At 51.8% G+C, this 26,785-nt stretch carries 24 protein-coding genes; 1 reads left to right on the top strand and 23 read right to left on the bottom strand.

All coding sequences use genetic code 11. The features are described from left to right. Positions 1-71 precede the first annotated feature (71 nt). The 3 genes from MRBLPE1_RS25900 to MRBLPE1_RS25890 form a co-directional block, all read right to left on the bottom strand. Positions 72-980 (bottom strand): diacylglycerol kinase, encoded by a 909-nt coding sequence (locus MRBLPE1_RS25900; protein WP_364151527.1) that lies wholly within the window; start codon positions 978-980, stop codon positions 72-74. A 64-nt stretch (positions 981-1,044) separates the two neighbouring features. Beyond that, a complete protein-coding gene (locus MRBLPE1_RS25895) occupies positions 1,045-1,827 on the bottom strand; it encodes a sirohydrochlorin chelatase (protein WP_364151087.1) in 783 nt (260 codons plus the stop codon). 11 nt (positions 1,828-1,838) lie between these two features. Next, positions 1,839-2,129, bottom strand: coding sequence for a YerC/YecD family TrpR-related protein (locus MRBLPE1_RS25890; protein WP_053372669.1), 291 nt, complete (start codon positions 2,127-2,129; stop codon positions 1,839-1,841). 236 nt (positions 2,130-2,365) lie between these two features. Between MRBLPE1_RS25890 and MRBLPE1_RS25885 the strand changes: the two genes are divergently transcribed. Beyond that, on the top strand, positions 2,366-2,908 hold the full coding sequence (locus MRBLPE1_RS25885; RefSeq protein WP_364151085.1) for a tyrosine protein kinase: 543 nt from the start codon (positions 2,366-2,368) through the stop codon (positions 2,906-2,908). Positions 2,909-3,483: 575 nt separating this feature from the next. On the opposite strand, the gene MRBLPE1_RS25880 is transcribed toward MRBLPE1_RS25885, so the two are convergent. The 20 genes from MRBLPE1_RS25880 to purQ all read right to left on the bottom strand — a co-directional run bounded on the left by MRBLPE1_RS25880 (position 3,484) and on the right by purQ (position 26,783). Beyond that, positions 3,484-4,479 (bottom strand): inorganic phosphate transporter, encoded by a 996-nt coding sequence (locus MRBLPE1_RS25880; protein WP_364151082.1) that lies wholly within the window; start codon positions 4,477-4,479, stop codon positions 3,484-3,486. A gap of 24 nt (positions 4,480-4,503) precedes the next feature. Beyond that, complete coding sequence (locus MRBLPE1_RS25875; RefSeq protein WP_364151079.1) at positions 4,504-5,115, bottom strand: DUF47 domain-containing protein; 612 nt, start codon at positions 5,113-5,115, stop codon at positions 4,504-4,506. Positions 5,116-5,335: 220 nt separating this feature from the next. Further along, positions 5,336-6,409 carry a DUF3048 domain-containing protein gene (locus MRBLPE1_RS25870; protein WP_364151077.1) on the bottom strand — a complete coding sequence of 358 codons (1,074 nt, stop codon included), beginning with the start codon at positions 6,407-6,409 and terminating at the stop codon, positions 5,336-5,338. 211 nt (positions 6,410-6,620) lie between these two features. Then, positions 6,621-7,442: an alpha/beta hydrolase gene (locus MRBLPE1_RS25865; RefSeq protein WP_364151074.1), complete on the bottom strand. Its 822-nt coding sequence runs from the start codon at positions 7,440-7,442 to the stop codon at positions 6,621-6,623. 92 nt (positions 7,443-7,534) lie between these two features. Continuing rightward, positions 7,535-8,578 carry a tRNA 2-selenouridine(34) synthase MnmH gene (mnmH, locus tag MRBLPE1_RS25860; protein WP_364151071.1) on the bottom strand — a complete coding sequence of 348 codons (1,044 nt, stop codon included), beginning with the start codon at positions 8,576-8,578 and terminating at the stop codon, positions 7,535-7,537. A 27-nt stretch (positions 8,579-8,605) separates the two neighbouring features. Then, positions 8,606-9,658, bottom strand: a complete 1,053-nt coding sequence (selD, locus tag MRBLPE1_RS25855; protein WP_364151069.1) for a selenide, water dikinase SelD — start codon at positions 9,656-9,658, stop codon at positions 8,606-8,608. 16 nt (positions 9,659-9,674) lie between these two features. After that, on the bottom strand, positions 9,675-10,442 hold the full coding sequence (gene phnC, locus MRBLPE1_RS25850) for a phosphonate ABC transporter ATP-binding protein (protein ID WP_364151066.1): 768 nt from the start codon (positions 10,440-10,442) through the stop codon (positions 9,675-9,677). A 1-nt stretch (position 10,443) separates the two neighbouring features. Next, the gene (gene phnE / locus MRBLPE1_RS25845; RefSeq protein ID WP_364151063.1) at positions 10,444-11,190 is read right to left on the bottom strand and encodes a phosphonate ABC transporter, permease protein PhnE; all 747 of its coding nucleotides are present in this window, start codon (positions 11,188-11,190) and stop codon (positions 10,444-10,446) included. A 2-nt stretch (positions 11,191-11,192) separates the two neighbouring features. Further along, entirely contained in the window at positions 11,193-12,131 is a 939-nt protein-coding gene (gene phnD / locus MRBLPE1_RS25840; protein ID WP_364151061.1) for a phosphate/phosphite/phosphonate ABC transporter substrate-binding protein, read from the bottom strand. 339 nt (positions 12,132-12,470) lie between these two features. Continuing rightward, on the bottom strand, positions 12,471-13,865 hold the full coding sequence (locus MRBLPE1_RS25835; RefSeq protein WP_364151058.1) for a sensor histidine kinase: 1,395 nt from the start codon (positions 13,863-13,865) through the stop codon (positions 12,471-12,473). Continuing rightward, entirely contained in the window at positions 13,862-14,707 is an 846-nt protein-coding gene (locus MRBLPE1_RS25830; RefSeq protein ID WP_364151055.1) for a response regulator transcription factor, read from the bottom strand. The genes MRBLPE1_RS25835 and MRBLPE1_RS25830 overlap by 4 nt, the downstream gene beginning before the upstream one ends. Before the next feature lie 25 nt (positions 14,708-14,732). Continuing rightward, positions 14,733-16,178 (bottom strand): FG-GAP repeat domain-containing protein, encoded by a 1,446-nt coding sequence (locus tag MRBLPE1_RS25825; RefSeq protein ID WP_364151052.1) that lies wholly within the window; start codon positions 16,176-16,178, stop codon positions 14,733-14,735. Positions 16,179-16,208: 30 nt separating this feature from the next. Then, the gene (locus MRBLPE1_RS25820; protein ID WP_364151050.1) at positions 16,209-17,426 is read right to left on the bottom strand and encodes a polysaccharide deacetylase family protein; all 1,218 of its coding nucleotides are present in this window, start codon (positions 17,424-17,426) and stop codon (positions 16,209-16,211) included. Between the two features lie 235 nt (positions 17,427-17,661). Further along, positions 17,662-18,927 (bottom strand): phosphoribosylamine--glycine ligase, encoded by a 1,266-nt coding sequence (purD, locus tag MRBLPE1_RS25815; RefSeq protein ID WP_364151048.1) that lies wholly within the window; start codon positions 18,925-18,927, stop codon positions 17,662-17,664. Between the two features lie 138 nt (positions 18,928-19,065). Continuing rightward, positions 19,066-20,613, bottom strand: coding sequence for a bifunctional phosphoribosylaminoimidazolecarboxamide formyltransferase/IMP cyclohydrolase (purH, locus tag MRBLPE1_RS25810; protein ID WP_364151045.1), 1,548 nt, complete (start codon positions 20,611-20,613; stop codon positions 19,066-19,068). A gap of 64 nt (positions 20,614-20,677) precedes the next feature. Then, positions 20,678-21,289 (bottom strand): phosphoribosylglycinamide formyltransferase, encoded by a 612-nt coding sequence (gene purN, locus MRBLPE1_RS25805; RefSeq protein WP_364151042.1) that lies wholly within the window; start codon positions 21,287-21,289, stop codon positions 20,678-20,680. Next, entirely contained in the window at positions 21,289-22,332 is a 1,044-nt protein-coding gene (gene purM, locus MRBLPE1_RS25800) for a phosphoribosylformylglycinamidine cyclo-ligase (RefSeq protein WP_364151039.1), read from the bottom strand. Before purM ends, purN begins: the two co-directional genes overlap by 1 nt. A 65-nt stretch (positions 22,333-22,397) precedes the next feature. Then, a complete protein-coding gene (gene purF, locus MRBLPE1_RS25795) occupies positions 22,398-23,882 on the bottom strand; it encodes an amidophosphoribosyltransferase (protein WP_364151037.1) in 1,485 nt (494 codons plus the stop codon). Continuing rightward, positions 23,864-26,110, bottom strand: coding sequence for a phosphoribosylformylglycinamidine synthase subunit PurL (purL, locus tag MRBLPE1_RS25790; protein ID WP_364151035.1), 2,247 nt, complete (start codon positions 26,108-26,110; stop codon positions 23,864-23,866). The genes purF and purL overlap by 19 nt, the downstream gene beginning before the upstream one ends. Further along, complete coding sequence (purQ, locus tag MRBLPE1_RS25785; RefSeq protein WP_308995071.1) at positions 26,088-26,783, bottom strand: phosphoribosylformylglycinamidine synthase subunit PurQ; 696 nt, start codon at positions 26,781-26,783, stop codon at positions 26,088-26,090. Before purQ ends, purL begins: the two co-directional genes overlap by 23 nt. Between the last annotated feature and the right edge of the window lie 2 nt (positions 26,784-26,785).

The raw sequence follows: 26,785 nt of genomic DNA, 5'->3' as shown, positions 1-26,785 counted from the left end.
CCGCTCTATCTTCAATGCTGTTGCATGCTTATAGCTATCCATTATTCCCTAATTCCAACATTCATCCGTATTTAACGGTAAGTCGATTCTCCGGTCTCATCCGCGAAAATCCGCAAATGCGATGGCAGTACCGAGAACGTGCATGGCAGCACGCCGCCATATTCGCCGTCGAGGTTGATCTGCACGTAATCCGGCGTCGTTACTTTCAGCTCATCCGTCCGGAAATGAATCACATGCGGATCGTTCAAATGCTCGCCGCGCAGCGCCAGCGTAACCAGCTTAATAAACTCTGGCAGGTTACATTTGCGGATAAGCAGCACATCCAATAAGCCGTCATCCAGCTTAGAGTCCGGCGCTAACCGCTCGAAGCCGCCGACCGAGTTGCTGTTGCAGATGAGGAACATCATGAATTCATCGTGGAACTCGCCAACGCCGGCAGCTTGAAAGGTCAGCTCGGTTGGACGAAGGCGGGTCATTTTCTCCATGCCCTTCATATAATAAGCCAGCTGGCCTATCATCGTCTTCAGCTTGCTCGGCACATCGTACGTCAGCTCCGTCATGGAGCCGCCCCCGGCAATGTTGATAAAATAACGCTCATTCGCCTTCCCGACATCAATCGGCCGGCTGTATTGTTGAATAATCAGGTCGACTGCGTACTCCCAGTGTTTCGGGATGCCCATCGCCCGCGCAAAATCATTGGTCGTGCCCACCGGCAGTATGCCCAGCGGAGGCCGGTTTTCCTTGCTTGTGAGACCGTTAATTACCTCATAAAGCGTTCCGTCGCCGCCCGCCGCAATGATCATATCATAGCCGCGATCCGCCGCTTCCGCTGCCGCCAGCGTTGCATCTCCTTCGCCGATCGTCGCGTGACAGCTCGTTTCGATGCCGCCCTGCTCGAGCCGCTGAAGAATATCAGGCAGACGCTTTTTCATTTCTTCTCTTCCCGAAGTCGGGTTATAAATAAGTCTCGCCCGTTTGATTGCCATCTCGGCTCCACCCCTAACCATCCATTCAACCTAGCTTCTATAAATAAAACAATGCCCCCTACTTTTCATTCAAACGCTGCAGGCCCTCCAGCATCTGACGCTCCAGCCATTTTACAATGGCCTGGTTGGGAAGCATTGCCTTGCCGTTATAACGATACTCTAGTCCGGTAAGTCGAGTCGGAATCACATGGTTTGTAAAATAACCCCGGCTCAGGAACAGCGGCACCACAATGACCGCTTCCTCCGGGTTCGCCGCCTGCATCGCCGCAAGCTTCGCCGCGGCTTGATCGGGCAGCAGCATCGCATACTCTGCCCGCTTGTAGCCGCCAACCGCACGCAGCCGCTCGCCGAGCTTTATTAGGCCTTCCTGCCAGCGCTCGTGAAACACCTTTTCCTTGCTGCCGTGTCCGATAAGCAGCACTGCATCGTTGCTTGGCTCCGTGGACAATTCCGATATATTCGCAGCTAGCAGCTCTGCAATCTCCGGATCATCATCGATCGGGAGGCCGTAGCGTACGTTCGCCGATACGCGAAACGTTCCGAGGTCTCCCTCCAATTCCGTAAGCCAAGGCAAGCCAAACGCTTGCCCGATTTCATCCACATGCGTGCTGCCGGACGAAATGAAGAACGGCACGACGTACATGTCCGTTACGCCCCGGCGTTCAAGCTCGTCGATGCCATCCTGAATAAGCCGTCCCTCCATTATCTCGAGAAAGGACGACACGATTGGAATATCTGATAAGCGCGGCGAAGCCGCGGCCGCCGTTACGGCATCATCGACCAGCTTGACCCACGCAGCTTCTCTGGAGCCGTGACTAATCACGAGAATGCCTGGCTTCATCGAAGGATTACCTACCTTCCCAGACGTTCTAAAGCCATTTTGTAACCGTCATTGCCATAGTTCAAACAACGCTTCACCCTTGAAATCGTTGCCGTGCTTGCACCCGTCTCTGCCTCGATGGCATTGTACGTGCTGCCCTTGCCGAGCATACGCGCCACTTCAAGCCTTTGCGATAACGACTGGATTTCATTCACCGTACACAAATCGTCAAAGAACACATAACATTCCTCGACAGACTTCAATGTAAGTATCGCTTCGAATAATTGATCTATTGCTTTATCGTTCAGCTTTTTAAGCTGCATGCGTATTCACTCCTAATAAAACTAATGCTACTATTGTATCTTTTTTAACCGTTTTTTTCAAACATTACCGTATTCACGCTTTACAGAACGGAAGATAAGGACGGCATATTTTTGAGGCGAAGAAACATACAAGCACAGGGCATTTATCTAGAAAAAATCCCTTATACCGGGGCATTCGTCCAATCCGTATGTTCGCCTACTCCATAGACTGTTATAAAAGAAGGGTTGTGATCCGTGTGAATTATCGCAATAACCCCGGTAACGGCAACCAGCATTACGATTGGCACGGCGGCCAACGATTGACGGAAAGCCAGCCAAGCAAATCGTCCGGCATGAAGTCGAGCGGCATGAAATCGAGCGGCTTCAACTTTGGCGGAGATCTGCCAACGATGCCTCCGGCAGCACCGTCCCCGCTTACGCAGGATATCCTGCCCGCCGTTTTACCGGAAGCAACAACCGAGGTCATTGATACGACCGCCAGCTCCAAAGCAGGCGGCTTCTCCCTTGCCAGCCTCGGCGAAATCAAAGGTTTCGTCGATCGGATTGGCGGTATTGACGGTATTCTTACAACGGTTACGAAGGTTCAAAAGGTGGTGTCCAGCGTCTCCCAAATGGCACCGCTGGTCAAAGTGCTCATGGGCTCTTTCAGCAAAAAGTCATCGAGCGATTCCGACGATGACGACGGAGAATGGAAACCAAAGCGCCGCAAGCGTCGCAAGCCCAGCTCCGGCTCCAGCAATAACGGCGTTCGCCGCCGCAAGCCAAAACGCCGCCGCTAGCTCTTCCGCATAGGTACGTTTCGGATATATTTACCCTACATCGCTCCAAGTGAAGCATCCCTGGCTGCAGCGCGCTGCGCAGCAACCAGGGATGCTTTTTTTTCGATGATTTATACACATTTTCACACACTAGAAAATCAAGTTATTCTCCTGTGGATAACATTTTCGCCAAGCTATCCACAGGAATTTGAATCGCAATGTCTGGATTTCAGAATCGCCTGTGCACAAGTGCAACCTTCGACAGGCTTCGTCAGATTGAATATGGCGATTCATGCACAGCTGTTCATTCGATGTGCATATCCCCTGCGTTTTCGTGAGCTCGCTGCTTCATTTCCCGCTCATCCACAGCATCATTTCCCAATTCGCTGTTTGTTCCCGCTATCACCGCAGCGATTCCATGCACAGCTGTTATTAAAATTGTGCATACACGCAAATTTCGCGCTATTTCGATACCGTTTGTCCACATCGCAAGTGCCGCAGTTTAAATGAGAACACAAAAAATAGTGATGAAAACCTCATCCCCACCAATAGCTCATGACGAGTAAGGTTTTCCTCACTATTTCTGGTCATTCCTCTTATAGGAAGAAGAAATGAATAATCCAATAGAACACCATAGCCATTATGACCGTAATCGGAATGGTAATGACCCACGCAATGAGGATACGGCCTGCAACGCCCCATTTTACAGCGGAGAAGCGCTTTGCGCTGCCTACGCCGAGAATCGAAGAGGTAATAACATGCGTTGTACTTACCGGCAGGTGAATCATCGTTGCCGTCAGGATAACCGCCGCGGAACCGATATCAGCGGCAAAACCGTTGATCGGCTCGATTTTGAAAATTTTTGTACCCATCGTCTTGATGATCTTCCAGCCGCCGACCGAAGTACCGAGCGCCATCGCTGTCGCTGCGGAAATTTTAACCCAGAGCGGTACGTCCATCGTCGTCTGTAGGTCGGATGCCACTAGCGCAAAAACGATGATACCCATTGCTTTCTGAGCGTCATTCGTACCATGAGAGAACGACTGGAACGCGGCCGTAAGAATCTGGCCAAAACGGAAGCCTTTATTGACTTGATGCGGACTAGACTTGGCAAACACCAATTTCAATATCCACATGATGATAAAACCGGCCGAAAAAGCGATCAGCGGTGAAAAGATCAACGCTTGAACGATCTTGATCAGTCCGCCGGAGTTAATGGCGCTTATCCCTGCTCCACCGATAACCGCGCCCGCAAGGGAGCCGATCAAAGCATGCGAGGATGAGGACGGAATGCCAAACCACCAGGTGAGCAAATTCCATGCTATCGCGGACAATAAGGCTGCGATAACGATTGGAACGCCCTGCTCCAGTTCAGCCGGATTAGCGACGCCCTTGCCGATTGTCGCTGCAACACCTGTAAAGGTAACTGCGCCGACGAAGTTCATCACAGCAGCCATGACGATTGCAACCCTAGGCTTTAATGCCCGAGTGGATACGGCAGTCGCAATGGCATTGGCCGTATCGTGGAACCCATTTATAAAATCAAACGAAAGCGCTAGAAATACTACAATCCATAGAACGATTAAATCCATTGTGTAAGACTCCTACTCTCCAGATTAGCTGTTACGCATAATGATCGATTCCAGCGTATTGGCAACATCTTCGCAGAAGTCGGTCGTTTGCTCCAGCATCTCGTAAATCTCTTTGCGCTTCATCAGCTCAATTGGATCTGTGACGTTCGTGAACAAGCTCTTAATGCAAACCCTTAGCAGATCATCCGCTTGGTTCTCCAGCTCGTTAAGCGCAATATTCGGCTCGCGGATGGCAAGCAGCTTACGCTCAGTCAGCAAGTAAATTGCCTTCTTGATTTGGTGCGAAGAACGAACAAGAATGTCGCCGAATAGGGTTATGTACTCATCCTTCTCACGAATGTTATACATTTCAAAACGGGAAGCACAAGCTTCTATTCCGTCAAGCACATCATCAAGCGAACTCGTCAGGGCCATAATATCTTCGCGCTCGATCGGAGTGATGAACGTTTTGTTCAATTCCTTCAAAATCGTATGCACATGTTTGTCGCATTTGCTTTCGTATTCCTTCATGGTTTTGGCGAAAGCTGTTACATCCGATAAGTCTGACAGTCCTTTGGCGAAGTACTCAACGGCCTCAACGATAGCGTCTGCCATTTCTTCGAACGTCTTAAAGAAAATATCCTTTTTCTTGAACATCGTAATCCCCTTTACCCGGCTTGATGTTTAGGCGCACTGCTGAGCCCACAATATCTTAACATAGTTTACAGGTGAATTGTTAAGAGAATGTAAAGGTTTTATGAAAACTTTTAGATTTTCAAAATAAATATAAAAAAGACACAATCCCGTTACAAGATTGCGTCCATTTTATACCCAGGAAGCTCATCCGTTAACGCCTGTTAACAGTGTCTCCAATGTGCTATGTTTGTACCCATGAAACATGTCCTTCGAATGTCGGTTTGTTCGGCACGATATGAAAGAAGGTTTTGCCAGGAACGAATGGCAGCTCTACTCCATTCTTCACGATCCGGATCATGCCATCGGGAGCCCTGACCCATTCCGCTTCAATGGCTTTGCCCTTTTGGAACAAAATCGCCGAGCCTCCGCTTGTCAAATCGACCTCAAGCCTTCCCTCATTGTCCAGCGTCCTATGATCCGCTCCGAGCACGACGAGGTTCGTTCCCGCGAGCTGCTCGTTATTGTTCATATCCATATGCGGCTTGCCGCCGATGGAGCGTTTGTATGAACCGGATGCGGAATCATACACATAGCCCACGCTGTAATTTTTGAGCAAGAAGGAAATCGTAATTTCTGAGGCCGGAACCCCTGCCTCTGCCGAACCCGCTTCCGCGAATGTATATGGAGGAACCATTTTATCCAAGCTGTACTTTTTCTTCTCTGCGCCCATGCGCAGCTTCTCTAGGCTCGAATACAAATTATGCGGCGCTTTCCGTTCCTTGCTTCTCCAGAAATAACTGCCTGCATTCGAGATCTCATCCAAATAGGGCTTGCCTTGGTGCTGCAGCACATCATAACCGTCGTTGCTCGCGCCCGCATGGGCAAGAACCGCTCCGTAACTGTCGCCGATATCAATGAGATAAGGCCTAATGCTGCGTATTGGACCAATCGAATCGGTCAATGCATCCGTGCTCTGAAACACCGCGATCAGACGCGTAATGCCGCCTTCGGCAAGCACTTCCCATATCACGTCGGCGTTCGACAACCCCGACTGCGGACGAGCCGCCGCAAAATTATTAATCATAACGACAATCGGCCTTGCTTCCGCTGCCTTCTCCAGCTTTAAACCGGTTAGCGGCGCATCGTAAGGAAGAGGCGTCGGCTCAGCTGCCGGTTCTGCCGTGACCGTCGGTTCGCTGCTATCGGTTTGCCGCGGCGTTTCGCCTTCTCCCGCGTTCCCTCCGCTGCATGCTGACAAGAGAAGCGTAAGCGATATTAGCAGCACTGCTGCCGAATTTCGGATTTGTTTTTTCATACGATTACCCTGCCTTTTCCCCGTTAAGCTTAGCTTGTATTCGTTTACACTCCACTTCCATTTAAACATAATTCAGAGTCGTTGTCTCAACAAAAAAGCTGCTTTCTCGTTTAGAAAAAGCGAGCTTCCCTATCTCGGCCAGTCTAAGCGCCAGGATAAATAAAAAAGGCAGCTCTGCATGCAAGAGCCGCCCTCTATCGCTAACGTATGCTTAAATACTCCAGTGATGCCAATCCTCCTGCTGTTTATCGAGACCGCCTAACCATTCCGAGGTAACGCGAATCGCTTCCTCCTGGTGGCTGCGCGCGGAGTACGTATGATTCGCTTGAAAAATAATTTCCTTATCGCATAAGCCTTCGCTGCGTGTCCAGAACACCTTCTGGTAGAGGAAGCTGTAGTCTACGGGAATCAACTCGTCGCTCGTGCCGTGCACAAGCAGCACCTCTCCCCCAAATCTCGTAGCCGCTTGAAACGGCTGATGCTGAAGCAGGGATTCGAAGAATACAGGCTGCAGCGTATACCCTTGATAATCAGAGCTGCCTGCCGTAACGGCGTTATCATAACTGCTGCGTCCCACGATACGTACGATATCATTAAACGGATAGGCTACCGGGGACCAAAGCACCAGCCGCTTCGCCCGCTTATCCTTAACGGCGGTCATAATCGCTACCGCACCGCCAAGACTATGGCCGAGCAGCACGATCCGGCGCGGATCGACGCAGTCCATGCTTGCCACGTAATCAATCGCGGTTCTGGTCTGATCGACCATCGAATCGAAGCCGAGAGCGCCGTAATCTCCGCTGCTTTCTCCGCAGCCGCCGTAGTCAAAGCGCAGAACGTAAGAGCCTTGCGCTGCAAGCGCGCGAGCTGTCTTCACGAACAGCCGGTCAACGCCGATGCGGGAGCCAATGAAACCATGGCATATGATGATCGCTTGCCTTTTCTCTGAATCCGTCTTATTTCCGCCTTTGGGGTAATGCAGCGTTGCCGCAAGCTCAAGCTCGTTATGCCGCAGCGTCAAGTGCTTTTCCATCCCGATAACCTCCTGCTTGTTTATATATAATAATTCCTACCTGTATACTATGGATTTATTAAAACCATAATAGCATCACTGTTCATCACCTGTCAATCGCTTTGAGGCAGGTTAGGCAGCTTCCTGATGATCTCATCAAAGGCTTGATCCAAATTAGCGGCGGTCACGGTCATTCTTACTTGTTCATACTGATCCGTCGCATATTGGTATCGGGAGTCGTAGTAATGAAGTAGCAACAGTTTAGCAGCTTCCTTAAATCTGTCTTCCTGCAACGAACTGCGGATTTCAGCGGCAATGGGCGTATGGATGCGCTTCTCAATCCGTTCGAAAGAGCGCATAAACTCTTCTTTATTCTCCTGCGGCTTATAATCGTTTAATATATTCAAAACTCTTTGCTCGTCCGGCATTTCAATAAATATCGCTGTCCCTTTTTCTTTTGCTTTTATCAGAAACTCAGGCAATACCGCTTTCCCCACGCGTTTACTTTCCGCTTCCAGGATTAAATAGGGCGCATTCCTCAATCGGATAAGTTCATGGACTAATCGCGATTCAAACGTTTTTTGATTACTTGGCGTTTTTCCGATATGACCAAAAATCGAACCCCGGTGCTCTGCCATCCATTCAAGATTTATAACAGGGTAACCTCGTTCTTGCAAACGGATTAACAGCTCTGTTTTTCCTGTTCCGGTATACCCGTTAATGACATAACAGGGCGGCAGCTCCGTATAGCCATCCAATGTCTCGACAACCCATCTGCGATAAGCGCGAAAGCCTCCGTTAAGGCGGTACATCTTTAAACCCATGAGCGATGCGAGAGTCGCTGATGTTCGGCTCCTCATTCCTCCGCGCCAGCAAAACACAACTTTGTTCGGGGAGCCGCTTCCCGCAATGGTCCTAATAAAATCAGGCAGCTTGCGCGATACGATTTCCAGCCCTCTGTCTTTGGCCGCATCCACGCTTTCTTGCTTGTACAATGTACCTACCTCTGCCCTCTCGGCATCGTCAAAGAGCGGAATGTTTATGCTGCCCGGAATCGTAGATTCCGCAAATTCAGACTCCGAGCGGACATCAATTAACTGAGCTTCTCCTTTTTTATGAAGCTCGAGGAGTTCAGCTACTGTCAGATCCTGAAACATGTCGTATACAGCTCCTTTAATGTGGTTCTAGGAAGTTACAATGATTTGTCCGGGATGTTCGGCAGTGACTTCACCAATGAGATGCGCATCCACACCGGCAGCGCGCAGCTTGTCCAGCAGTGTCTCCGCCTGCACCGAGTCAACTGAAATCAGCAAGCCGCCCGATGTAACCGCGTCACAAAGAATCCATTGGTCAATTTGATCAAGGTCTTCGGAGAATGAAATCGAACCTTCAAGATGCGCATAGTTATTTTTTGTACCGCCTGGCACGAAGCCCGCTTCCGCTAATTCACGAACGCGCGGCAGCACCGGCACTCTTTTTTGGAACAGATGAATGCCGGCATGGCTGCCCTTAGCCATTTCAGAAGCATGGCCCAGCAGGCCAAAACCGGTTACATCTGTGCATGCATGAACGTCAAAAGGTTCCATCGTCTCAGCAGCTGTTTTGTTCAATGTGGCCATTACCCCAATAACCCGGGTAATCTCCTCATCAGTTAACTGATCTTTTTTGATGGATGTCGTCAGAATGCCTACTCCGATCGGCTTCGTTAGAATCAGCTTGTCACCGGGTTTTGCTCCTGCGTTTGTCCGCACTTTACCGGGATGAACAAGACCTGTAACCGCAAGCCCGAATTTCGGCTCTTTGTCCTCAATGGAATGCCCGCCGACAAGTGTCGCTCCCGCTTCTTTCACTTTATCCGCAGCGCCACGCAGAATATCGGTAAGAACCTGCTTTGGGAGCGTGCTAATGGGAAATGCGACGATATTCAGTACAGTAAGCGGTTTGCCTCCCATTGCGTAGATATCACTGATCGCGTTCGCAGCCGCAACTTGGCCGAAAGAGTACGGATCATCCACAATCGGGGTAAAAAAATCAAGCGTCTGAACAAGAGCAAGCTCATCATTCAGCTTGTATACTCCGGCATCGTCGCTTGTATCCAGCCCAACTAGCAAATTAGGATTCGGTTCCGACATTGGAAGGTTCCGAAGCACCTCAGAGAGGTCGGCAGGTCCGATTTTACAGCCACAGCCCCCCTTGCTTGAAAGACTTGTCAATTTGATCTTATTGTCTTGTGACATGCATATCATTTCCCTTCTAGCTTAAATGGTTAACGCTATCCTGCTCGTCCGGCGGATAGATCAGGTGCATCTCTGCGCTGCCTAATTGATCTGGCGTACCGTCAAACGTTATACGCCCTGCTGTTATACCGATTATTCTTGTCGCGTATGCTCGCGCTATGGATACATCATGCAGATTGAGCATGATTGTCATCCCCCGTTCCAGATGCAGCCTTGCGATGTACGTCATGACCCTCTCCGCCGTGACTGTATCCAGACTTGAAATAGGCTCGTCCCCCAGCAGAAAAGCGGGCTTCTGCATCAACACGCGAGCGATAGCCACGCGCTGCTTTTCCCCGCCGCTCAAATCATCCACCCGCCGGTTTGCCAAATTCTCGAGTCCTACTTCCCGAAGCGCTGATAGCGCGTCTTTCTGATCCTGCTTTGAATACATGCCCGTAAGGCTGCGCCACCTTGGCATAACCGCAAACCGGCCAGCGATAACGTTTGTCACTACAGACAGTCTCGGCAGCAGATTAAAATGTTGAAATATCATTCCAATCTCACCGCGGATGCTTCGCAAATCACTCGCGTTCATTCCCGTTATTGAACGGTCATCCCATATCACCTCACCGGCATCCGGCTCGACAAGTCTATTGATAGAGCGAATCAACGTCGATTTCCCTGCCCCGCTTCGGCCAAGCACAGCCACAAATTCCCCGGGCATAATACGCAAATCAACGGAGTCTAAGGCAGATGTCTTCTCTCCCTTATACCGTTTACTAATTCCTTTTAGTTCAAGCAAATTATTTCACCCGCTTTCGGATCATTGCGCCGAGGTAATCCACGGCCGTGACCAGAATCATAATGAGCAGAACCTCAAAAGTCACCTTTTGATACATGAATTGCTTGAAATCGTTATAGATCAATTGGCCGAGCCCGCCAGCTCCGACAATACCCAAAATCAAGGTCGTTCGAATCGCCACCTCAAGCCGATAAAAATATTGGGATAAGATTAAAGGTAACATCTGTGGAATAATTCCATAAAGCGCTACAAGAAGCCTTGTGCCGCCAAGTGCTTTCACAGCTTCCTGCGGCCCATCATCCATTGCTTCGATGGTTTCGGATATTAATTTGCCAAACACGCCGACATTGTGAATGATCAGTGCCATGACTGCAGGCATCGGGCCGAGCCCTAGCGTCGGAATAAAGATCAGAGCCAGTACAAGTTCCGGAATGGAGCGTAAGAAATTAAACAGGAATCGTGCAGTATCATACAACCATCGATACGGTGCCCAATTCACCGCCGCTAGAAAGCTCAAAGGAAAAGCTATCAGAACGGCAACAAGCGTACTGAACACGGCAATTTCCAGCGTGTCCAGCATCGCTTTCAACACGATCCGCCAATCCGTCAAATCCATAGGGAACCAATGCTCCGCGATGAAGCGAAACGTATTACCGAGATCGCCGAACGATCCCGCTGAAAAATCAACTCCCGCTCCTGACCACAGGAGCAGAACGACAACTACCGCGGCAATAACTATTTTTTTCACTTTTATTGCCTTGGCTTGATTCGTCCGTCATCTATTGCGGCTTGCCGGATTGACGCATAGTCTTCATTACTCGCTTTTGTAAATCCGCTTGCTCCGCCAAAAGCATTTAAAATATCGGCATCCGTAATTGCGAGCATCGTTTCCTGAATGATTTCAATATCGGCATCGGTCATGCTGTCTACTACAGCCCATGGATATTGGAAAAGTTCTTCCGACTGCCAAATGGTTTTAATCTGATCACCGTCGATCTTCCCCTGCTTGACCAAGTTGTTGTAGTAGGCGCTGTCGATCGCTCCTACATCCTGCTGCTTGTTTTGGATAGCAAGCGCGGTTGCCGTATGGTCCCCTGTATAGGTGATGCTTTTAAAAGCATGCTCCTGCTGGGATTTGAACACGCCGGTTTTTTTAAGAGCGATGCCAGGAATAAGACTGCCCGATGTCGAGCTAATATCGCCAAATGCAAAACGGATATTTTTCGAGTTGTTTACGACATCATCGAGTGAGTTGTAGGCAGAATCCGCAGGCGCAATCAAATAAGAATAATAAAATGGCTTTCCGGCAATAAGCTGTGTCACAATCGCTTTGACGTCATACCGCTCATGGGCTTCCACATACGTAAGCGGGCCCAGATATGACATTTGCACCTTACCGGCGCCCATTGCTTCCACTACACCGTTATAGTCCGGATAAACCTCAGCGCGCACCTTATACCCCAGCTTCTCTGTCAATATGCTTGCGAGCTTGTCCGCACCGAGCTCCATCTGATTACTGCCTTGAGCCGGAATGACACCGATGAGCATTTCTGCGTGTTTCTCACTATTCCCGGTTTGATTTGCCGACGTGCCCCCATCCCGCTTCTCCGTTTGACTGCAAGCTGCCATGAGCAAGCAAGAGATCAGCAGACATGTTAATACCAAAAAGGATTGTCTTCTTTGGAACATTTCTCTTTTCTCCTCCTAAATGCAAATTTCTAGTCAATATCTGAGCCTAACACAATTTCTGTCGTAAAAGAAGGAAAAAGCCTCTAGCTAGCCCTAACTCGATGCCGCAATAGAGGAATACCATCAATATTCTGGAGTGTTCCCGGGAACTACTAAAGGTATCAAAATGATTCGAGGAGGTACTCCCATGCCTTTATGGATTGAATGGATGAAAGAGAATTGGCTTTCCCTTTTGCTTATCCTAGGGACCGTCATTGCAATTGCTTATGTGATTGCCAAGCGCAAACTGCTTTTCTATAAAGAATGACGACCCGAGCGCGCAAATGTCAGAGGCTGGATCTACTCCTCATACATGAGCGGCACCCGAATCGTCACGATCGTACCGGCTCCACGCTCGCTGTCAATCGTAAGCTGACCGCCGTGGAGCTCAATGATTTCCTTGCAGATGGCAAGTCCAAGCCCGGAACCGCCTTGGCCTGTGCTCGCCTTATAAAACTTTTCCGTGACATGCGGCAAATCTTCTTCCTCGATCCCGCAGCCGGTATCCGATACGGTGAGCATTGCGACATCCTGCTCCGTCTTCGTAACCACGCGTATCGTGCCGCCCGCCGGCGTGAATTTGAGCGCATTGTCGATTAAATTTATGATCACCTGCTTCAAACGGTTCGCATCACCCCGTACGACAATCGGGCTCTTCCCGTAAGTGGCAAGAATCCGTACGCGCGTATGCTCCTCACGCACCGCGAGCTGGTTGACCGTCTCCTTCACCGGGCCGTTGAAATCGAGCACTTCGCTGTGCAGCTCCATCGTCCGCGCCGACAGCTTCGAGAAATCAAGCAGATCCTCGACAAGACCCGATAAACGCTCCGTTTCCCTGCTAATAATGGATAAACCCAGCTTAACCTCTTCGTCATCCTCGGTAGGCTCGCTTTCCTTCAACGTCTCGCTCCAGCCCTTTATCGACGTTAAAGGCGTGCGCAGCTCATGGGAAATGGACGATATAAAATCATCCTTCAGCTTCTCGCGCCTGCTGAGTTCCATGACCATGACGTTAAACGTTTCCGCCAGCTGCCCGATTTCATCATCATTGCGGTGAATGGCGCGGCGAGTCCAATCTCCCTCCGCCATATAGCGAGCCGCCCTTGTAAGCTCACGGATCGGCTTCACGATCCGCTGGGCCAGAAACAAGCTTAACCCAAGAAACAGCAGCACAACGCCGATACCGACTACCGCTGCCATACGGATAAGCAGGCTTACCATCGCATCCACCTGTCCGAGCGAGGCTGAGTATCGAAGCATCGACACGACGCGCGTTTCATTCCAAAGCGGAATGGTCACGGACATCACGCGTTCGCCATAATACGGATCGACGCCTCTCCAGCTTCCCGTCGCACCTGCGATAGCGGATTTCACGTCAGACGTGGTATAACGGATATCCGGCGCGAAGCCGTCGGAGTCAATGCGGATTTGGCCTGTGCTGTCCAGCAGTTGGAGCCTCGTTCCGCTTTCCACCATGTATTGCAGCATATAATCGCCTTGATCCTGTACCGTAAGGGAGGAGAGGGACCGGCTGTGCAGCGTCAGCGCGGTTTCCGCTCTTTGCTTAACCGAGCTTTGCGCGCTTCCGTAATAGTAATTCCACATCAATGCGGCAAACACGCCGCCGAGTACGCTGACAACAAGCACGATAAGCAGCAAATAGCTCCATACCATGCGCGTTTGTACGCTTTTCATTCGTCGACGCCCCGCTTCCAGCGATAGCCGTAGCCCCATACCGTTTCAATATAAGCCGGATCGGACGGGTTATTCTCGATTTTTTGGCGGATTCTCCGTATGTTGACGTCAACCACCTTGAGATCGCCGACGTAGTACCTGCCCCAGACCTCTGTCAAAATATGATCGCGGCTGACGCTCTCGCCTACCCGTTCCATCAGCAGTCTGACCAGCGTCCATTCCGTCGGCGTCAAAATAATTTCCCGGTCGCGTTTCCACAGCTTGCGCTCCGACACGGACAGCCGAAACGGCCGTACGACCAGCTCTGGATGTATGCCCGCATAGGGATATGCCGGCAGCGCATGCTGCTGTGCAGGAGGGATGGCTGCCACGCCGGGTACAGCGGCTTCTTCAACAGGTGCGGCAGCAGCGTGGTCTTCTGCCCGGCTCTCGGCGGCTGCGCCAGCCTCATGCTCATGCTCATGCTCCGCCGTAACCGGCGTCATACGCCGATAAAGCGATTTAATGCGCGCAATAAGCTCGCCCGGACTGAAGGGCTTCTGCACATAATCGTCTGCGCCAAGCTCCAGCCCGTGTATTTTATCTTCCTCCTGCGACTTTGCCGTCAGCATGATGATGCCCATTCGCGGATAACGGGCACGCAGCCGCTCGCATACCTCGAATCCGCTGATCGTTGGCAGCATAACGTCAAGCAGCGCAATGTCAATCGGTCCTTCCGTTTCTGCGAGAGCCAGCGCAGCTTCTCCCGTTTCTGCTTCCAGGACCTCCATTTCATTGCGCTTCAGATTAATGCGGACGAAGCCGCGGATGGACTCCTCGTCCTCCAACAATAATATACGCATAGCTCAGGACACCCGCTTTTCTATCTTAATCGTTACGAATGGCGAGAGAAGAGGCAAACTCCGCTTCCACTCCGGCCATTTCGCTAAACGCTTGACGCTCTGCTGCCGGCCAATCCGCCGGAGCTTCCTTAACGAACGAAACCGCAAAGATATTGCCGCTGTCCGTCATAACCTGCCGGTAAGACTTTCCTTGCTGCTTCCACTCCGTCTCTACGCTTTCCCACTGCTTCAGCGGCACTGCGTATAGAACGGCCAGCTCTGATGTCATGTCCAGCCGCTCATTCCAATAGTCGATTGCAACGAAGGCATGCGGTTCATCCGAGCTATGCAGCGTATAACGTCCCATCCATTGCTCCGGGATCCGAAGCTGAATGCCATAGCGGTAATCCGTAAATTCCTCCGTGATTTTTTCAAAGCCCTCTTTGCCGTCCCACTGCATCCATTCGTTCAGCCATTTGGAATCGGCGTAGGCTATATCCCGATACCCCGGCGCCTCCTTAGCCCATGGGAGCTCCAAGATCCCGTCCGCATTAATATCCTTGCTCATCGTCGGCGTGCCGTTCAAGCCCTCTTGGCCTTCGAGTCCCGTCGGAAAAACGAGCTGCAGCTTATTTCTCTCCCATACATACATCGCCGTATAGGTGCTGTGGGCTCCGGTCGACGCCTCCAAAATAATTCCTCTATGGCGGGGCGATATTCTTCCAATGTTTAATCGGTCATATTGGTTAACGTCTTTATACAGATTCTCCGTGTAGAGCTCCCTCATGCCCCCGTTCTTCCAATTGTAGAGCGTTAAATGATATTCCGGCATCGCCATTTCCTGCGTGGTTCCGATCTCCGAGAGGATCGCAAGCTCCAGCCGTCCATCCTCATTGATATCGCCCGTATCCCCGTAAGAGTAAGGCAGCGTCTCCACAGGCTGCAGGATGAGCTTCCCCGTATCATTGCGTACGGGCTTCGTATTAAACGAATAGATTTCCAGCACATTCGGACTGTCGAAAGCGCCGATCCATCCGATCATAATTTCCATCCGGCCGTCCTTGTCGAGATCCTCGATTTTCAGCCAATTCATTAATCTCGCCAGCGGCTGCTGCACAAGCACCCACGGCTTCCATTCGGGCGCTGTATATTTAAACACCATTAACTCCGGTGAGCTATATTCATTGTAATAAGAAACAACGGCCTCTTTCGCACCGTCTCCGTCCACGTCCATTAGGCGAATCGCTTCCATATGGTCCTCTCGAAGAGGGAGCGTGAGCTTGCTGTAAGCCGGCAAGTTCTTCTCGATGGCCTGTACGATCGCCTGCTTTTCCGGCGCGATCGCCGGCTTCTGCAGGAGATCCGCGGGCGCGGCTGTATAACGACAGCCTGTAGCCAAGCATAGGAGGATTAGAATGCCACTTGGCAGAATGCCCCGCCGCATGATTTGTCCGCGTCTATGCTTGGCTCTTGTATAACTTCCGTTATCCAACTTTACAGCCTCCTCGTACCTGTAACTCAGTTAAACGATTTGATCGGCAGTAACCAATGTATAACCCATTTCCAATAAATCATCAATAATGCCTGGTAACGCTTGTACCGTGTTTTTAATGTTTTTGCCGCCAAAAGAATGCATTAATATTATACCATCCGGCTTTGCCTCGTCCTTAATCATTTTGCTCATATTCGCTGCCGAGGTCCCCGCCCAATCGCGCGTATCGATGTTCCAGCCCACTAATTCGCGGCTGTTCGCTTTCAGTACAACCTTAAGCGTATCCGATACTGCGCCATACGGGGCACGGACCATGACCGGCGTAAAGCCGACTGTTTTTTTGATCACGGCATCGGAGGCTTTGATCTCCTCGATCAACTGCCGTTTATTTAGCTTCGATAAATCTTTATGGCTGTAAGTATGATTACCGATCGCATGGCCTTCCTCCGCGATACGCTGGAGAACTTCTGGATTTTTCTTCACCTGCTGTCCGACGACAAAAAAGGTTGCTTTTACTTCTTTTTCCTTCAGGATGTCCAAAATATCATTCGTATAACGTTGGTCCGGGCCGTCGTCAAACGTCAAGGCAATGTATTTCTCGCCTTTGCCGGGCTTTACTGCCGGAGCAGCTTTATCAGGCTTATCAAGTACCATTTCCGCTGCGGTATCCGGCTTGCTCGTCGCCGGAACATCCGGCTTCGCCGTGGGCTGCACGCCAGGTTTACCCGTGGCCGCTGCATCCGGCTGAGGAGTCGGCGTTGTTTCCGGCTTCTCCGTTGCCTGCGCGTCCGGCTTGTCTGTGGCACCCGTATCCGGCTGCTCAGTCACTTCAGCTTCTGAATCGTCCGGCGCACCAGCATCCGGCTCGTCTGTGACGCCCGTATCCGGTTTCTCTGTTGCTGCCGGATCCGGCTTGCCGTTATTCGGCTTGCTTCCTGCGCTGCCTTCTGCGCTGCCTTCCGTCTGCGTCTTCGGCGGCTTACCCGCCGAATTGCCGTGGTTGGCATCGCCTCCGGCACTCCCGGCATTGCCGATGATGACAATATCCTCCTCGCCGCTTAAGCCGCTTAAGCCGCTTGCCGCCTTCGGGCCTGTCCAAGCGCTGCCTGTGGTCTCGGCAGGTTGCTTATCGCCTGGCATGAGCAAGCTTAACGTCTGATTTGATGAACATCCGCTCAGCCACACCATTACTACAGCCAGCAGCATCCAAACGAAAAGCTTTCGTCCATGCCGCTTTGTTTTTTCCATGTCAATCACCTTCTATCCCTCGCTGATAGATTCATTGTAACGCTGAACCCTATTGATAGAGTTACAAACTAGTAACATCTTTCGAGCGAATTTGACAGAAATGGCGTTTTCAGCCAGGCACACAAAAAAAGGCCGGACCGCTTTTTGCTGTCTGACCTTGCACGCAAAAAAAACAATGACCGGCGCTGCTATAAGAAAGCGTCGCCGGTCATTGGATTTACATTCGCTATTTAACTTAAACCAGTGCTTTAGCTGCAATATCCGTGCGGTTTTGCTTGCCTTCAAAGTCGATGACGCTAACCGCTTCGTATGCGCGGGCACGGGCCTCGGCAATGTCGCGGCCGCGGCCGACGATGCCAAGCACGCGTCCGCCGTTCGTTACGAACTGACCGTCCTTCTCGGCTGTACCTGCATGGAACACCAATGCGCCCTGTGCTTCCGCCTCGGCAAGACCGCTAATGACACGGCCTTTCGGATAAGAAGCCGGATAACCTTCCGATGCAACGACCACGCAAACCGCTGCTTCGTCACTCCACTGGATATCCAGCTGATCGAGGTTGCCGTTAATCGATGCAAGCACGATATCGATCAGATCCGTTTGCAAACGAGGCAATACGACCTGCGTTTCCGGATCGCCCATACGCGCGTTAAACTCGATGGTCTTTGGACCGTCCGGCGTAATCATAAGGCCGGCGAACAACACGCCGCGGAACGGGCGCCCTTCGCTAACCATTGCTTTTGCCGTAGGAATAATGATGTTCTGGATGGAATCCTCGATGATGGCCGGATCGATATGCGGCAGCGGCGTATACGTTCCCATGCCGCCCGTATTCGGCCCTTTGTCGCCGTCAAAAATCGGCTTGTGATCCTGTGCGGGCACCATCGCGCGCACGGTTTCGCCGTCAACGAAAGCAAGGATCGACATTTCTTGCCCGACTAGGCATTCCTCGATCACGATTTGCGTGCCGGCTTGGCCAAATACCTTATCGACCATCATTTCGCGCAGCGCCTTTTCCGCTTCTTCAAGCGTTGCGGCAACCGTAACGCCTTTGCCGGCAGCTAGGCCGTCAGCCTTGATAACGATAGGCGCGGACTGCTCGCGAAGATACGCGGACGCTGTCTCGTAATCGGTAAACGTCTCATACTTCGCCGTAGGAATATTGTATTTTTTCAGCAAATTTTTCATGAAAATTTTGCTGCCTTCGATTTCCGCCGCGTTTTTGCGCGGACCGTACGCTGCGATACCGGCTGCCTCGAATGCATCGACGATGCCATCCGCAAGCGGATCATCAGGGCCTACAAACACCAGATCGATCGCCGCATCCTTCGCAAAACGGATTAGCTCGTCAAACTCGCTGACTGCAATCGGCACAACTTCGGCAAGCTGCGCAATGCCGGCATTACCCGGCGCACAAAAAATTTCTTTTACCTTCTCGCTTTTCTTAAGCGCCCAGACGATTGCGTGCTCGCGTCCGCCGCCGCCCACTACCAAAATACGCATAATCGTTAACCTCCTAAATAACTATACAAACATAAACGGCTGTCGCCGTCCTTTATTTACTCTTATCCGCTGAAACAGCTGCAGCCGCCGCTCTCGCCAGCTCTCTGTCGTTAACGTGCGGCTGCCCTATTGTCCATTTTAGTGCTTGAAGTGGCGGACGCTTGTGAATACCATCGCGATGTTGTTCGCGTTAGCCGCTGCGATCGACTCTTCGTCCTTGATCGATCCGCCTGGCTGAATGATTGCGGTAATGCCTGCTTTTGCCGCTAGCTCTACCGTGTCTCCCATTGGGAAAAATGCATCCGAAGCCAGTGCAGATCCTTTTGCCGCCTCGCCCGCTTGCTCAATTGCGATACGAGCCGCGCCAACGCGGTTCATTTGGCCTGCGCCAACGCCGATCGTCATATCATCCTTCGCAAGCAAAATCGCGTTCGATTTCACATGCTTAACGACCTTCCAGCCAAATAGAAGCTGTTTCAGCTCTTCCGCTGTCGGTTTGCGGTCCGTTACGAACTGCAGATCCGCTTCCGTAACGCTGTGAACGTCGCTCTCTTGTACGAGCATGCCGCCGTCAACCGACGTGACAAGCCATTCCGGCTTGCGTTCGCCAGCCGCGGAAAGCTCGCCCAGCTTCATCAAGCGGATGTTTTTCTTTTTCGTCAAAATTTCAAGCGCCTCCGGCGTGAAGTCAGGAGCGATGATAATTTCAAGGAAAATACCGCCAAGCAGCTCAGCCGTGTCGGCACCAATCGTACGGTTAGCCGCTACGATGCCGCCGAAGATCGAGGTTGGATCCGCTGCGTATGCTTTTTGGTAGGCTTCGTGAATGGTTGCCCCGATGCCTACGCCGCAAGGGTTCATATGCTTAACGGCAACAACTGCCGGCTCATCGAACTCTTTCAGAATGGCAAGCGCCGCGTTTGCGTCGCTGATGTTGTTGTAAGAAAGCTCTTTGCCGTGAAGCTGCTCGGCAGTCGTTACGTTGCCTGCCGCAGCAAGCGGCTTGCTGTAGAATGCAGCCTTTTGATGCGGGTTCTCGCCGTAGCGCAGGTCCTGAACCTTCTCATAAGTAACCGTATAGGTTTCAGGCAATGACTCGCCCACTTGCTTGGTCAGGTAATCGGAAATAAGGGAATCATAAGCCGCTGTATGGCGGAACACTTTGGCAGTCAGGCGTTTGCGCGTCTCAAGCGTCGTATCGCCTTGTGCTTTCAATTCTTCAATAACCGTGCCATAGTCGGCAGTATCAACCACAACGGTTACGAATGCGTGGTTTTTGGCAGCAGAGCGAAGCATTGTCGGGCCGCCGATATCAATGTTTTCGATCGCATCTTCATAGGAAACGTCAGGCTTAGCGATCGTTTCTTTGAACGGGTATAAATTAACGACAACAAGGTCGATATAATCCAGACCAAGCTCCTTCATCGTTTTCTGATGCTCTTCATTGTCACGCACCGCAAGCAAACCGCTATGTACGGCCGGGTGAAGTGTTTTGACACGCCCATCCAAAACCTCCGGGAAGCCCGTTACATCGGAAATACCGATAACCGGAATACCTTCCTGCTGCAACAGGCTGAATGTACCGCCCGTCGATATGATTTGCACGCCTTGGCTTGCCAAGTCTCTGGAAAATTCCACGATTCCCGTCTTGTCGGAAACACTGATTAACGCTCTACGAATTGCCACGCAAATACCTCCTCATCTATTTGACCAAACCTTTGCTTATCCGAAAATAGTGCCTTAAGTTCGCCTAGCCGCTCACTCTCACATGACGCCCATCGAGCGAAACGCGCCCCTGGGCGATCTGCTGAATGACTGCCGGCAGCAGCGCTTGCTCGGCTGCGTGTATGCGCTCGGCGAGCGAGTCTTCCGTATCTTCATCCGTCACTTCAACTACGCGCTGCGCGATAATCGGCCCGCTGTCCATGCCCCCGTCCACGTAATGGACGGTAACGCCGGTCAGCTTCACGCCGTACGCCAGCGCTTGCCCAATACCGTTCACGCCAGGGAAGGCCGGCAGCAATGCCGGATGGATATTAATCATCCGGCCGTAGAACGGCTCAACGAGCACCGACGTGATGATACGCATGTAGCCCGCCAGCACGATCAGCTCGACGCCGCGGCGCTCGAGCTCGGCGATAATCTCCGTCTCGTAGGCTTCACGGGACGGATACTCCTTCGGCGTGAACAGGAACGTGTCCACGCCAGCCTTCCGCGCGCGCTCCGCAACGGGAGCGGCAGGCTTGTCACAAACAAGAAGCTCGATGGTTACATCGAGCTTCCCCTCCTGCACCGCATCCACAATCGCTTGGAAGTTCGTACCTTGTCCCGAAGCGAAAACAGCGATGCGAAGTGCTCCCATTATACGTCCGCTCCCGTAAACGTTACGATGCGGCTTCCTTCCGTAACCGTTCCGATACGGTAAGCCTGCTCACCAAGCTCGTTAGCAATGCGAAGTGCTTCATTTGCCTGGTCAGCCGGTACTACAACAACGAGGCCGATACCCATATTGAAAGTCGTGAACATATCACGATTCGTAATGCCGCCTTTATTTTGCATCAAATCGAAGATTGGCAAAATCGGCCATGAGCCGAATTCCACGTCAACGTTCACGCCGTCCGGCAGAACCCGCGGAATGTTCTCGATAAAGCCGCCGCCCGTAATGTGCGCCATGCCTTTCACTTCCACTTGCTCAACCAGCTTAAGCGCCGATTTCACGTAGATGCGGGTTGGCTCGATCAATACGTCGCCAAGCTTCGCGCCGCCAAGCTCTTCCAGCTCTTGATCAAGCTTGTAGCCTGCATCCTCAAGCAGCAAGCGGCGAACGAGCGAGAAGCCGTTGCTGTGAATACCGCTTGAAGCGAAGCCGATAACCGCGTCGCCCGCAGCGATCGTAGAACCGTCGATCATTTTCTTCTTGTCGACAATACCGACCGTAAAGCCCGCGATATCGTATTCTCCGCCTTGGTACATGCCCGGCATTTCAGCCGTTTCGCCGCCGATCAAGGAACAGCCCGCTTGCACGCAGCCTTCGGCGATACCTTTGACGATCGCTTCGATTTTCTCAGGTACGACTTTGTCGCATGCCAAGTAATCGAGGAAGAACAACGGCTCCGCGCCTTGTACGATAATATCGTTCACGCACATTGCCACGGCATCGATGCCGATCGTGTCATGCTTGTCCATGGCAAAAGCAAGCTTCAGCTTCGTTCCGACGCCATCCGTTCCAGACACGAGCACAGGCTCATCATACTTGTCCTTGTTTAGGCTGAACAGACCGCCAAAGCCGCCAAGCTCTGCCAGCACCTCAGGGCGGTAAGTCCGCTTTACGTGCTTCTTCATCCGTTCAACCGCTTCGTTGCCTGCCGCGATATCGACGCCGGCTTTTTTGTACGCTTCTGACACTCTCGGTCAACTCCTTAACTAATTTAGGAGCAGCAATCACTCCATGGGGTTAATCATTTATGCTGTTAACAGCTGCAGCTTTTGTCCGATTCTTCGTTAACCGGCGTTGGGTAATCGTTATCGAAGCAAGCGAGACACATGCCGCGATTATACGCTCCGTCATTGCCGCCAACCGATTCTACAAAACCTTCATCGCTTAAAAAGGATAAAGAATCCGCATTGATCTGTTTCCGTATTTCTTCTACCGTACGGTAAGAAGCGATAAGCTCTTTGCGGTCCGGCGTGTCGATGCCGTAATAGCAAGGGTTTTTGAAAGGCGGCGATGTAATCCGCACATGCACCTCCGTCGCTCCTGCTTCGCGAAGCAGGTTAACGATCCGAAGCGACGTTGTGCCGCGCACGATGGAATCGTCAATCATGACGACGCGTTTGCCTTCAACCACTTTACGGACAGCGGACAGCTTCATTTTGACACCCTTCTCGCGAAGCTCTTGGGAAGGCTGGATGAACGTCCGGCCGGTATATTTGTTTTTGATAAGTCCAAGCTCGTAAGGGATGCCCGTTTGCTCTGCATAACCGATCGCAGCCGAGATACTCGAATCGGGAACACCCGTTACGATATCCGCGTCCACGAACGACTCCGTTGCAAGCTGGCGGCCCATCCGTTTGCGCGCCGAGTGAATGTTAATCCCGTTAATGTCACTGTCCGGGCGGGCAAAATAAATGTATTCCATCGCACAGGTTGCGCGGCGTTCAACTTTGGCGTAATGATCCTCGCGCATGCCGTTAGCATCCAAAATAAGCAGCTCGCCCGGCTGAACATCGCGCTCATAAACCGCACCGATCGTCTCGAATGCGCATGACTCCGAAGAGAATACGTATCCATCGCCGATGCGGCCCATAACGAGCGGACGCAGGCCATGCGGATCGGAAGCGACCAGCAGCTTGTCATTGGTCATGATCAAGAATGCAAAGCCGCCGACAATGCGCTGCAAAGCCTCTTTCGCTGCCGTTTCAAAATCCTTCGACGAGCGTGCGATCAGATGGGCGATAACTTCCGTGTCGCTGGACGTTTGGAAGATCGAGCCTGACATCTCCAGCTCATGGCGGATCTCAGGCGCGTTCACGATATTGCCATTCGTCGCAACCGCAAGGTCGCCGTCCCGATAGCGGAAAATAAGCGGCTGCGCGTTGGCAAGCTTGCTCTCTCCCGCCGTCGAATAACGAACATGGCCAATCGAACGGTCGCCGGCCAGCATATCGAGCTTCTCTTTATCGAATACTTCTTTTACCAAGCCCATGCCGCGGTGGTAAGCGAATTTATTGCCGTTATTCGTATCTACCGTACAAATTCCCGCGCTTTCCTCGCCGCGATGCTGAAGCGCATGAAGTCCATAATAGGACAGGTTGGACGCTTCGGGGAGATTAAATACCCCGAACACGCCGCATTCCTCACGCAATTTGTCAAAAATATCGTCACGGCCAATGCCTTCGTTATAGTGGTCTCCCGTCCATAACAAGGGCTCCTGTCTTATTTTTTCATCAGACATGGAATCGCATCCTTCCAGACCTTCTCCAGTTGTTGTACCGGCGCCTGAATGCCGGCTTTTCCGTTTACGCTTATGGTCAGGCCGCTGCCTTTTACAGTACCGATTTGTGCATGTACAACGCCTTGCTCGGTAAGCCATGCTTGCAATGCCGCCGCTTGCTCCGGCTTAGCCGAAAGAAGGATACGGGATTGCGATTCGCTGAACAAGAGGTGGTCAGCGCGCAGCTCCGATGTCAAAGCCACTTCAGCGCCAAGGCGACCGCTAATGCAGGATTCCGCAACAGCAACCGCAATACCGCCTTCGGACAAGTCATGCGCCGAAGCTACAAGACCTTTTTGAATCGCGCCAAGTACGGCATCAAGAACTTTCTTCTCCGTTGCAAGGTCAATTTCGGGAGGACGGCCGGCAGCAGCGCCTTGCAATACGTATTGCAGCTCGCTTCCGCCAAGCTCCGCTTTTGTTTCGCCGACGAGAATGATCACGTCGCCTTCCGCTTTGAAGCCTTGTGTCGTGATGTGGTCGATGTCATGTACGAGACCAACCATACCGATTACTGGCGTCGGGTAAATAGCGCCCTTCGCGTTCTCGTTGTACAAGCTTACATTACCGCCGATTACCGGCGTGTTAAGCACGACGCAAGCCTCAGACATACCATCTGCGGATTTCTCTAGCTGCCAGAACACCTCTGGCTTCTCCGGGTTACCGAAGTTAAGGTTATCCGTAACGGCAAGCGGCTCTGCGCCCGAGCAAACGATGTTGCGCGCTGCTTCCGCAACGGCAATGCGTCCGCCCACTTCCGGATCTAGATATACGTAACGTCCGTTACAGTCCGTTGTCATCGCAAGCGCCTTGCGCGTGCCGCGAATCGTCACGACTGCCGCATCGGAGCCCGGTTGAACAGCTGTCGATGTACGAACCATGTAGTCATACTGATTATAAACCCACTCTTTGCTGGCTACGGTAGGGGAAGCAAGAACCTTCTCCAGCGCGCCTGTCAAATCGGTTACTTCTTCGTAAGCCGCTGTGTCTACCGCAGCATTTTCGCTGAAGTAAGCAGGCTCTTTCGATGGTTTGTCGTATACAGGGCACTCGTCAACGAGCGCTTTAACCGGCATATCGGCAACCTCTTGGCCTTGGTGGAACAAACGAAGACGTCCGTCATCCGTTACTTTACCAACTTTGGCGCAAATAATGCCCCAACGGTCAAAAATTTCTTTCGCCTGCGCTTCATGCTGCGGCTCTACGACGAAGAGCATACGCTCTTGCGATTCGGAAAGCATCATCTCATAAGGCGTCATGCCAGTTTCGCGCTGCGGCACCTCATCCAGGTAAAGCTCAAGGCCGTTACCCGCTTTGGAAGCCATCTCCGCGCTGGAGCATGTAAGGCCCGCTGCTCCCATATCTTGAATGCCAAGCACGATACCGGAATCGATCAGTTCAAGCGTCGCTTCCATAACCAGCTTCTCCATAAACGGATCGCCGACTTGTACCGCTGTACGTTTTTCTTCGGATTCCTCGGAAAGCTCTACGGAAGCAAAGGTTGCGCCGTGAATACCGTCGCGGCCTGTAGCAGGACCCACGTAGAATACCGGGTTGCCTACCCCTTTAGCGACGCCGCGCTGAATTTTATCATGATCGATTAGACCCACACACATCGCGTTAACGAGCGGATTGCCCTCGTAGCTCTCATCGAACATAACCTCGCCCGCAACTGTCGGAATACCGATACAGTTACCGTAGCCTGCAATACCGCTAACCACATGTTCAAACAAATATTTAACGCGCTCATTCTCAAGGCGACCGAAGCGCAGGCTGTTCAGCAAGGCAATCGGACGGGCTCCCATGGAGAAAATGTCGCGGATAATGCCGCCAACGCCGGTTGCAGCGCCTTGGAAAGGCTCAACCGCCGATGGATGGTTATGCGATTCGATTTTGAATACTACCGCTTGGTTGTCGCCGATATCGACGATACCCGCGCCTTCGCCTGGTCCCATGAGAACGCGAGGTCCGGTAATCGGGAATTTTTTCAGGATCGGCTTGGAGTTTTTGTAAGAGCAGTGCTCTGACCACATGACGCTGAAAACGCCGATTTCCGTATAGTTGGGCTGACGGCCAAGAAAACCGCAAATCAGCTCAAACTCATAATCGGATACGCCAAACTGGCTGTAAATCTTTTGCTCGGCAATTTGCTCCGCTGTCGGTTCCTTAGCTGTTAACTGCTGCGCCATGTTGTTCCCTCCATGCATTCAAAATCGATGTAAACATCCGTTTGCCGTCTTCCGAGCCAAGCAATTGATCAATCGCGCGCTCTGGGTGAGGCATCATACCTACTACGTTTCCTGCTTTGTTGCTGATACCCGCAATGTTCTCGACGGAACCGTTCGGGTTCGTATCGCCTGCATAGCGGAATACGATTTGATTGTTCGCTTTGAGCTCGGCAAGCGTTGCGTCGTCGCAATAGTAGTTGCCTTCGCCGTGGGCGATTGGAATCGTTATAATTTCACCTTGCGAGTATTGGTTAGTAAATGCCGTGCCGCTGTTCACAACTTCAAGCTGCTCTTGCTGGCACACGAACTTTAGTCCGTTGTTGCGGATCAAAGCGCCTGGCAGAAGGCCGGCTTCCGTCAATATTTGGAATCCGTTGCAAATGCCCAGGATAAACTTGCCTGCTTCAGCCGCTTTTTGCACTTCGCCCATGACCGCCGCGAATTGCGCGATAGCGCCGCAGCGAAGATAGTCGCCGTAGGAGAAGCCTCCCGGCACTAGAATTGCATCATAAGCGGACAAGTCTGTAGCTGTATGCCATACGTAGTCAACCGACTGGCCGATGGTGTCTTCGACGGCTTTGAAGCAATCGATGTCACAGTTGGAGCCAGGAAATACGAGTACCGCAAACTTCATCG

Source organism: Paenibacillus sp. LPE1-1-1.1 (assembly GCF_040676435.1).
Classification (GTDB): Bacteria; Bacillota; Bacilli; order Paenibacillales; family Paenibacillaceae; genus Pristimantibacillus.
Note: the sequence above shows the minus strand (reverse complement) of the source record. Positions and strands in the feature narration are given on the sequence as shown.

Coding starts and splice junctions, on each gene's coding strand:
- MRBLPE1_RS25880 (WP_364151082.1), bottom strand. CDS start 4,479: ATGGATTTAATCGTTCTATGGATTGTAGTATTTCTAGCGCTTTCGTTT.
- MRBLPE1_RS25890 (WP_053372669.1), bottom strand. CDS start 2,129: ATGCAGCTTAAAAAGCTGAACGATAAAGCAATAGATCAATTATTCGAA.
- mnmH (WP_364151071.1), bottom strand. CDS start 8,578: ATGTTTCAGGATCTGACAGTAGCTGAACTCCTCGAGCTTCATAAAAAA.
- phnD (WP_364151061.1), bottom strand. CDS start 12,131: ATGTTCCAAAGAAGACAATCCTTTTTGGTATTAACATGTCTGCTGATC.
- purL (WP_364151035.1), bottom strand. CDS start 26,110: ATGGCGCAGCAGTTAACAGCTAAGGAACCGACAGCGGAGCAAATTGCC.
- purF (WP_364151037.1), bottom strand. CDS start 23,882: ATGTCTGATGAAAAAATAAGACAGGAGCCCTTGTTATGGACGGGAGAC.
- MRBLPE1_RS25865 (WP_364151074.1), bottom strand. CDS start 7,442: ATGGAAAAGCACTTGACGCTGCGGCATAACGAGCTTGAGCTTGCGGCA.
- MRBLPE1_RS25835 (WP_364151058.1), bottom strand. CDS start 13,865: ATGAAAAGCGTACAAACGCGCATGGTATGGAGCTATTTGCTGCTTATC.
- MRBLPE1_RS25875 (WP_364151079.1), bottom strand. CDS start 5,115: ATGTTCAAGAAAAAGGATATTTTCTTTAAGACGTTCGAAGAAATGGCA.
- MRBLPE1_RS25830 (WP_364151055.1), bottom strand. CDS start 14,707: ATGCGTATATTATTGTTGGAGGACGAGGAGTCCATCCGCGGCTTCGTC.
- MRBLPE1_RS25820 (WP_364151050.1), bottom strand. CDS start 17,426: ATGGAAAAAACAAAGCGGCATGGACGAAAGCTTTTCGTTTGGATGCTG.
- purQ (WP_308995071.1), bottom strand. CDS start 26,783: ATGAAGTTTGCGGTACTCGTATTTCCTGGCTCCAACTGTGACATCGAT.
- MRBLPE1_RS25870 (WP_364151077.1), bottom strand. CDS start 6,409: ATGAAAAAACAAATCCGAAATTCGGCAGCAGTGCTGCTAATATCGCTT.
- purD (WP_364151048.1), bottom strand. CDS start 18,927: ATGCGTATTTTGGTAGTGGGCGGCGGCGGACGCGAGCACGCAATCGTC.
- MRBLPE1_RS25895 (WP_364151087.1), bottom strand. CDS start 1,827: ATGAAGCCAGGCATTCTCGTGATTAGTCACGGCTCCAGAGAAGCTGCG.
- selD (WP_364151069.1), bottom strand. CDS start 9,658: ATGTCACAAGACAATAAGATCAAATTGACAAGTCTTTCAAGCAAGGGG.
- purN (WP_364151042.1), bottom strand. CDS start 21,289: ATGGGAGCACTTCGCATCGCTGTTTTCGCTTCGGGACAAGGTACGAAC.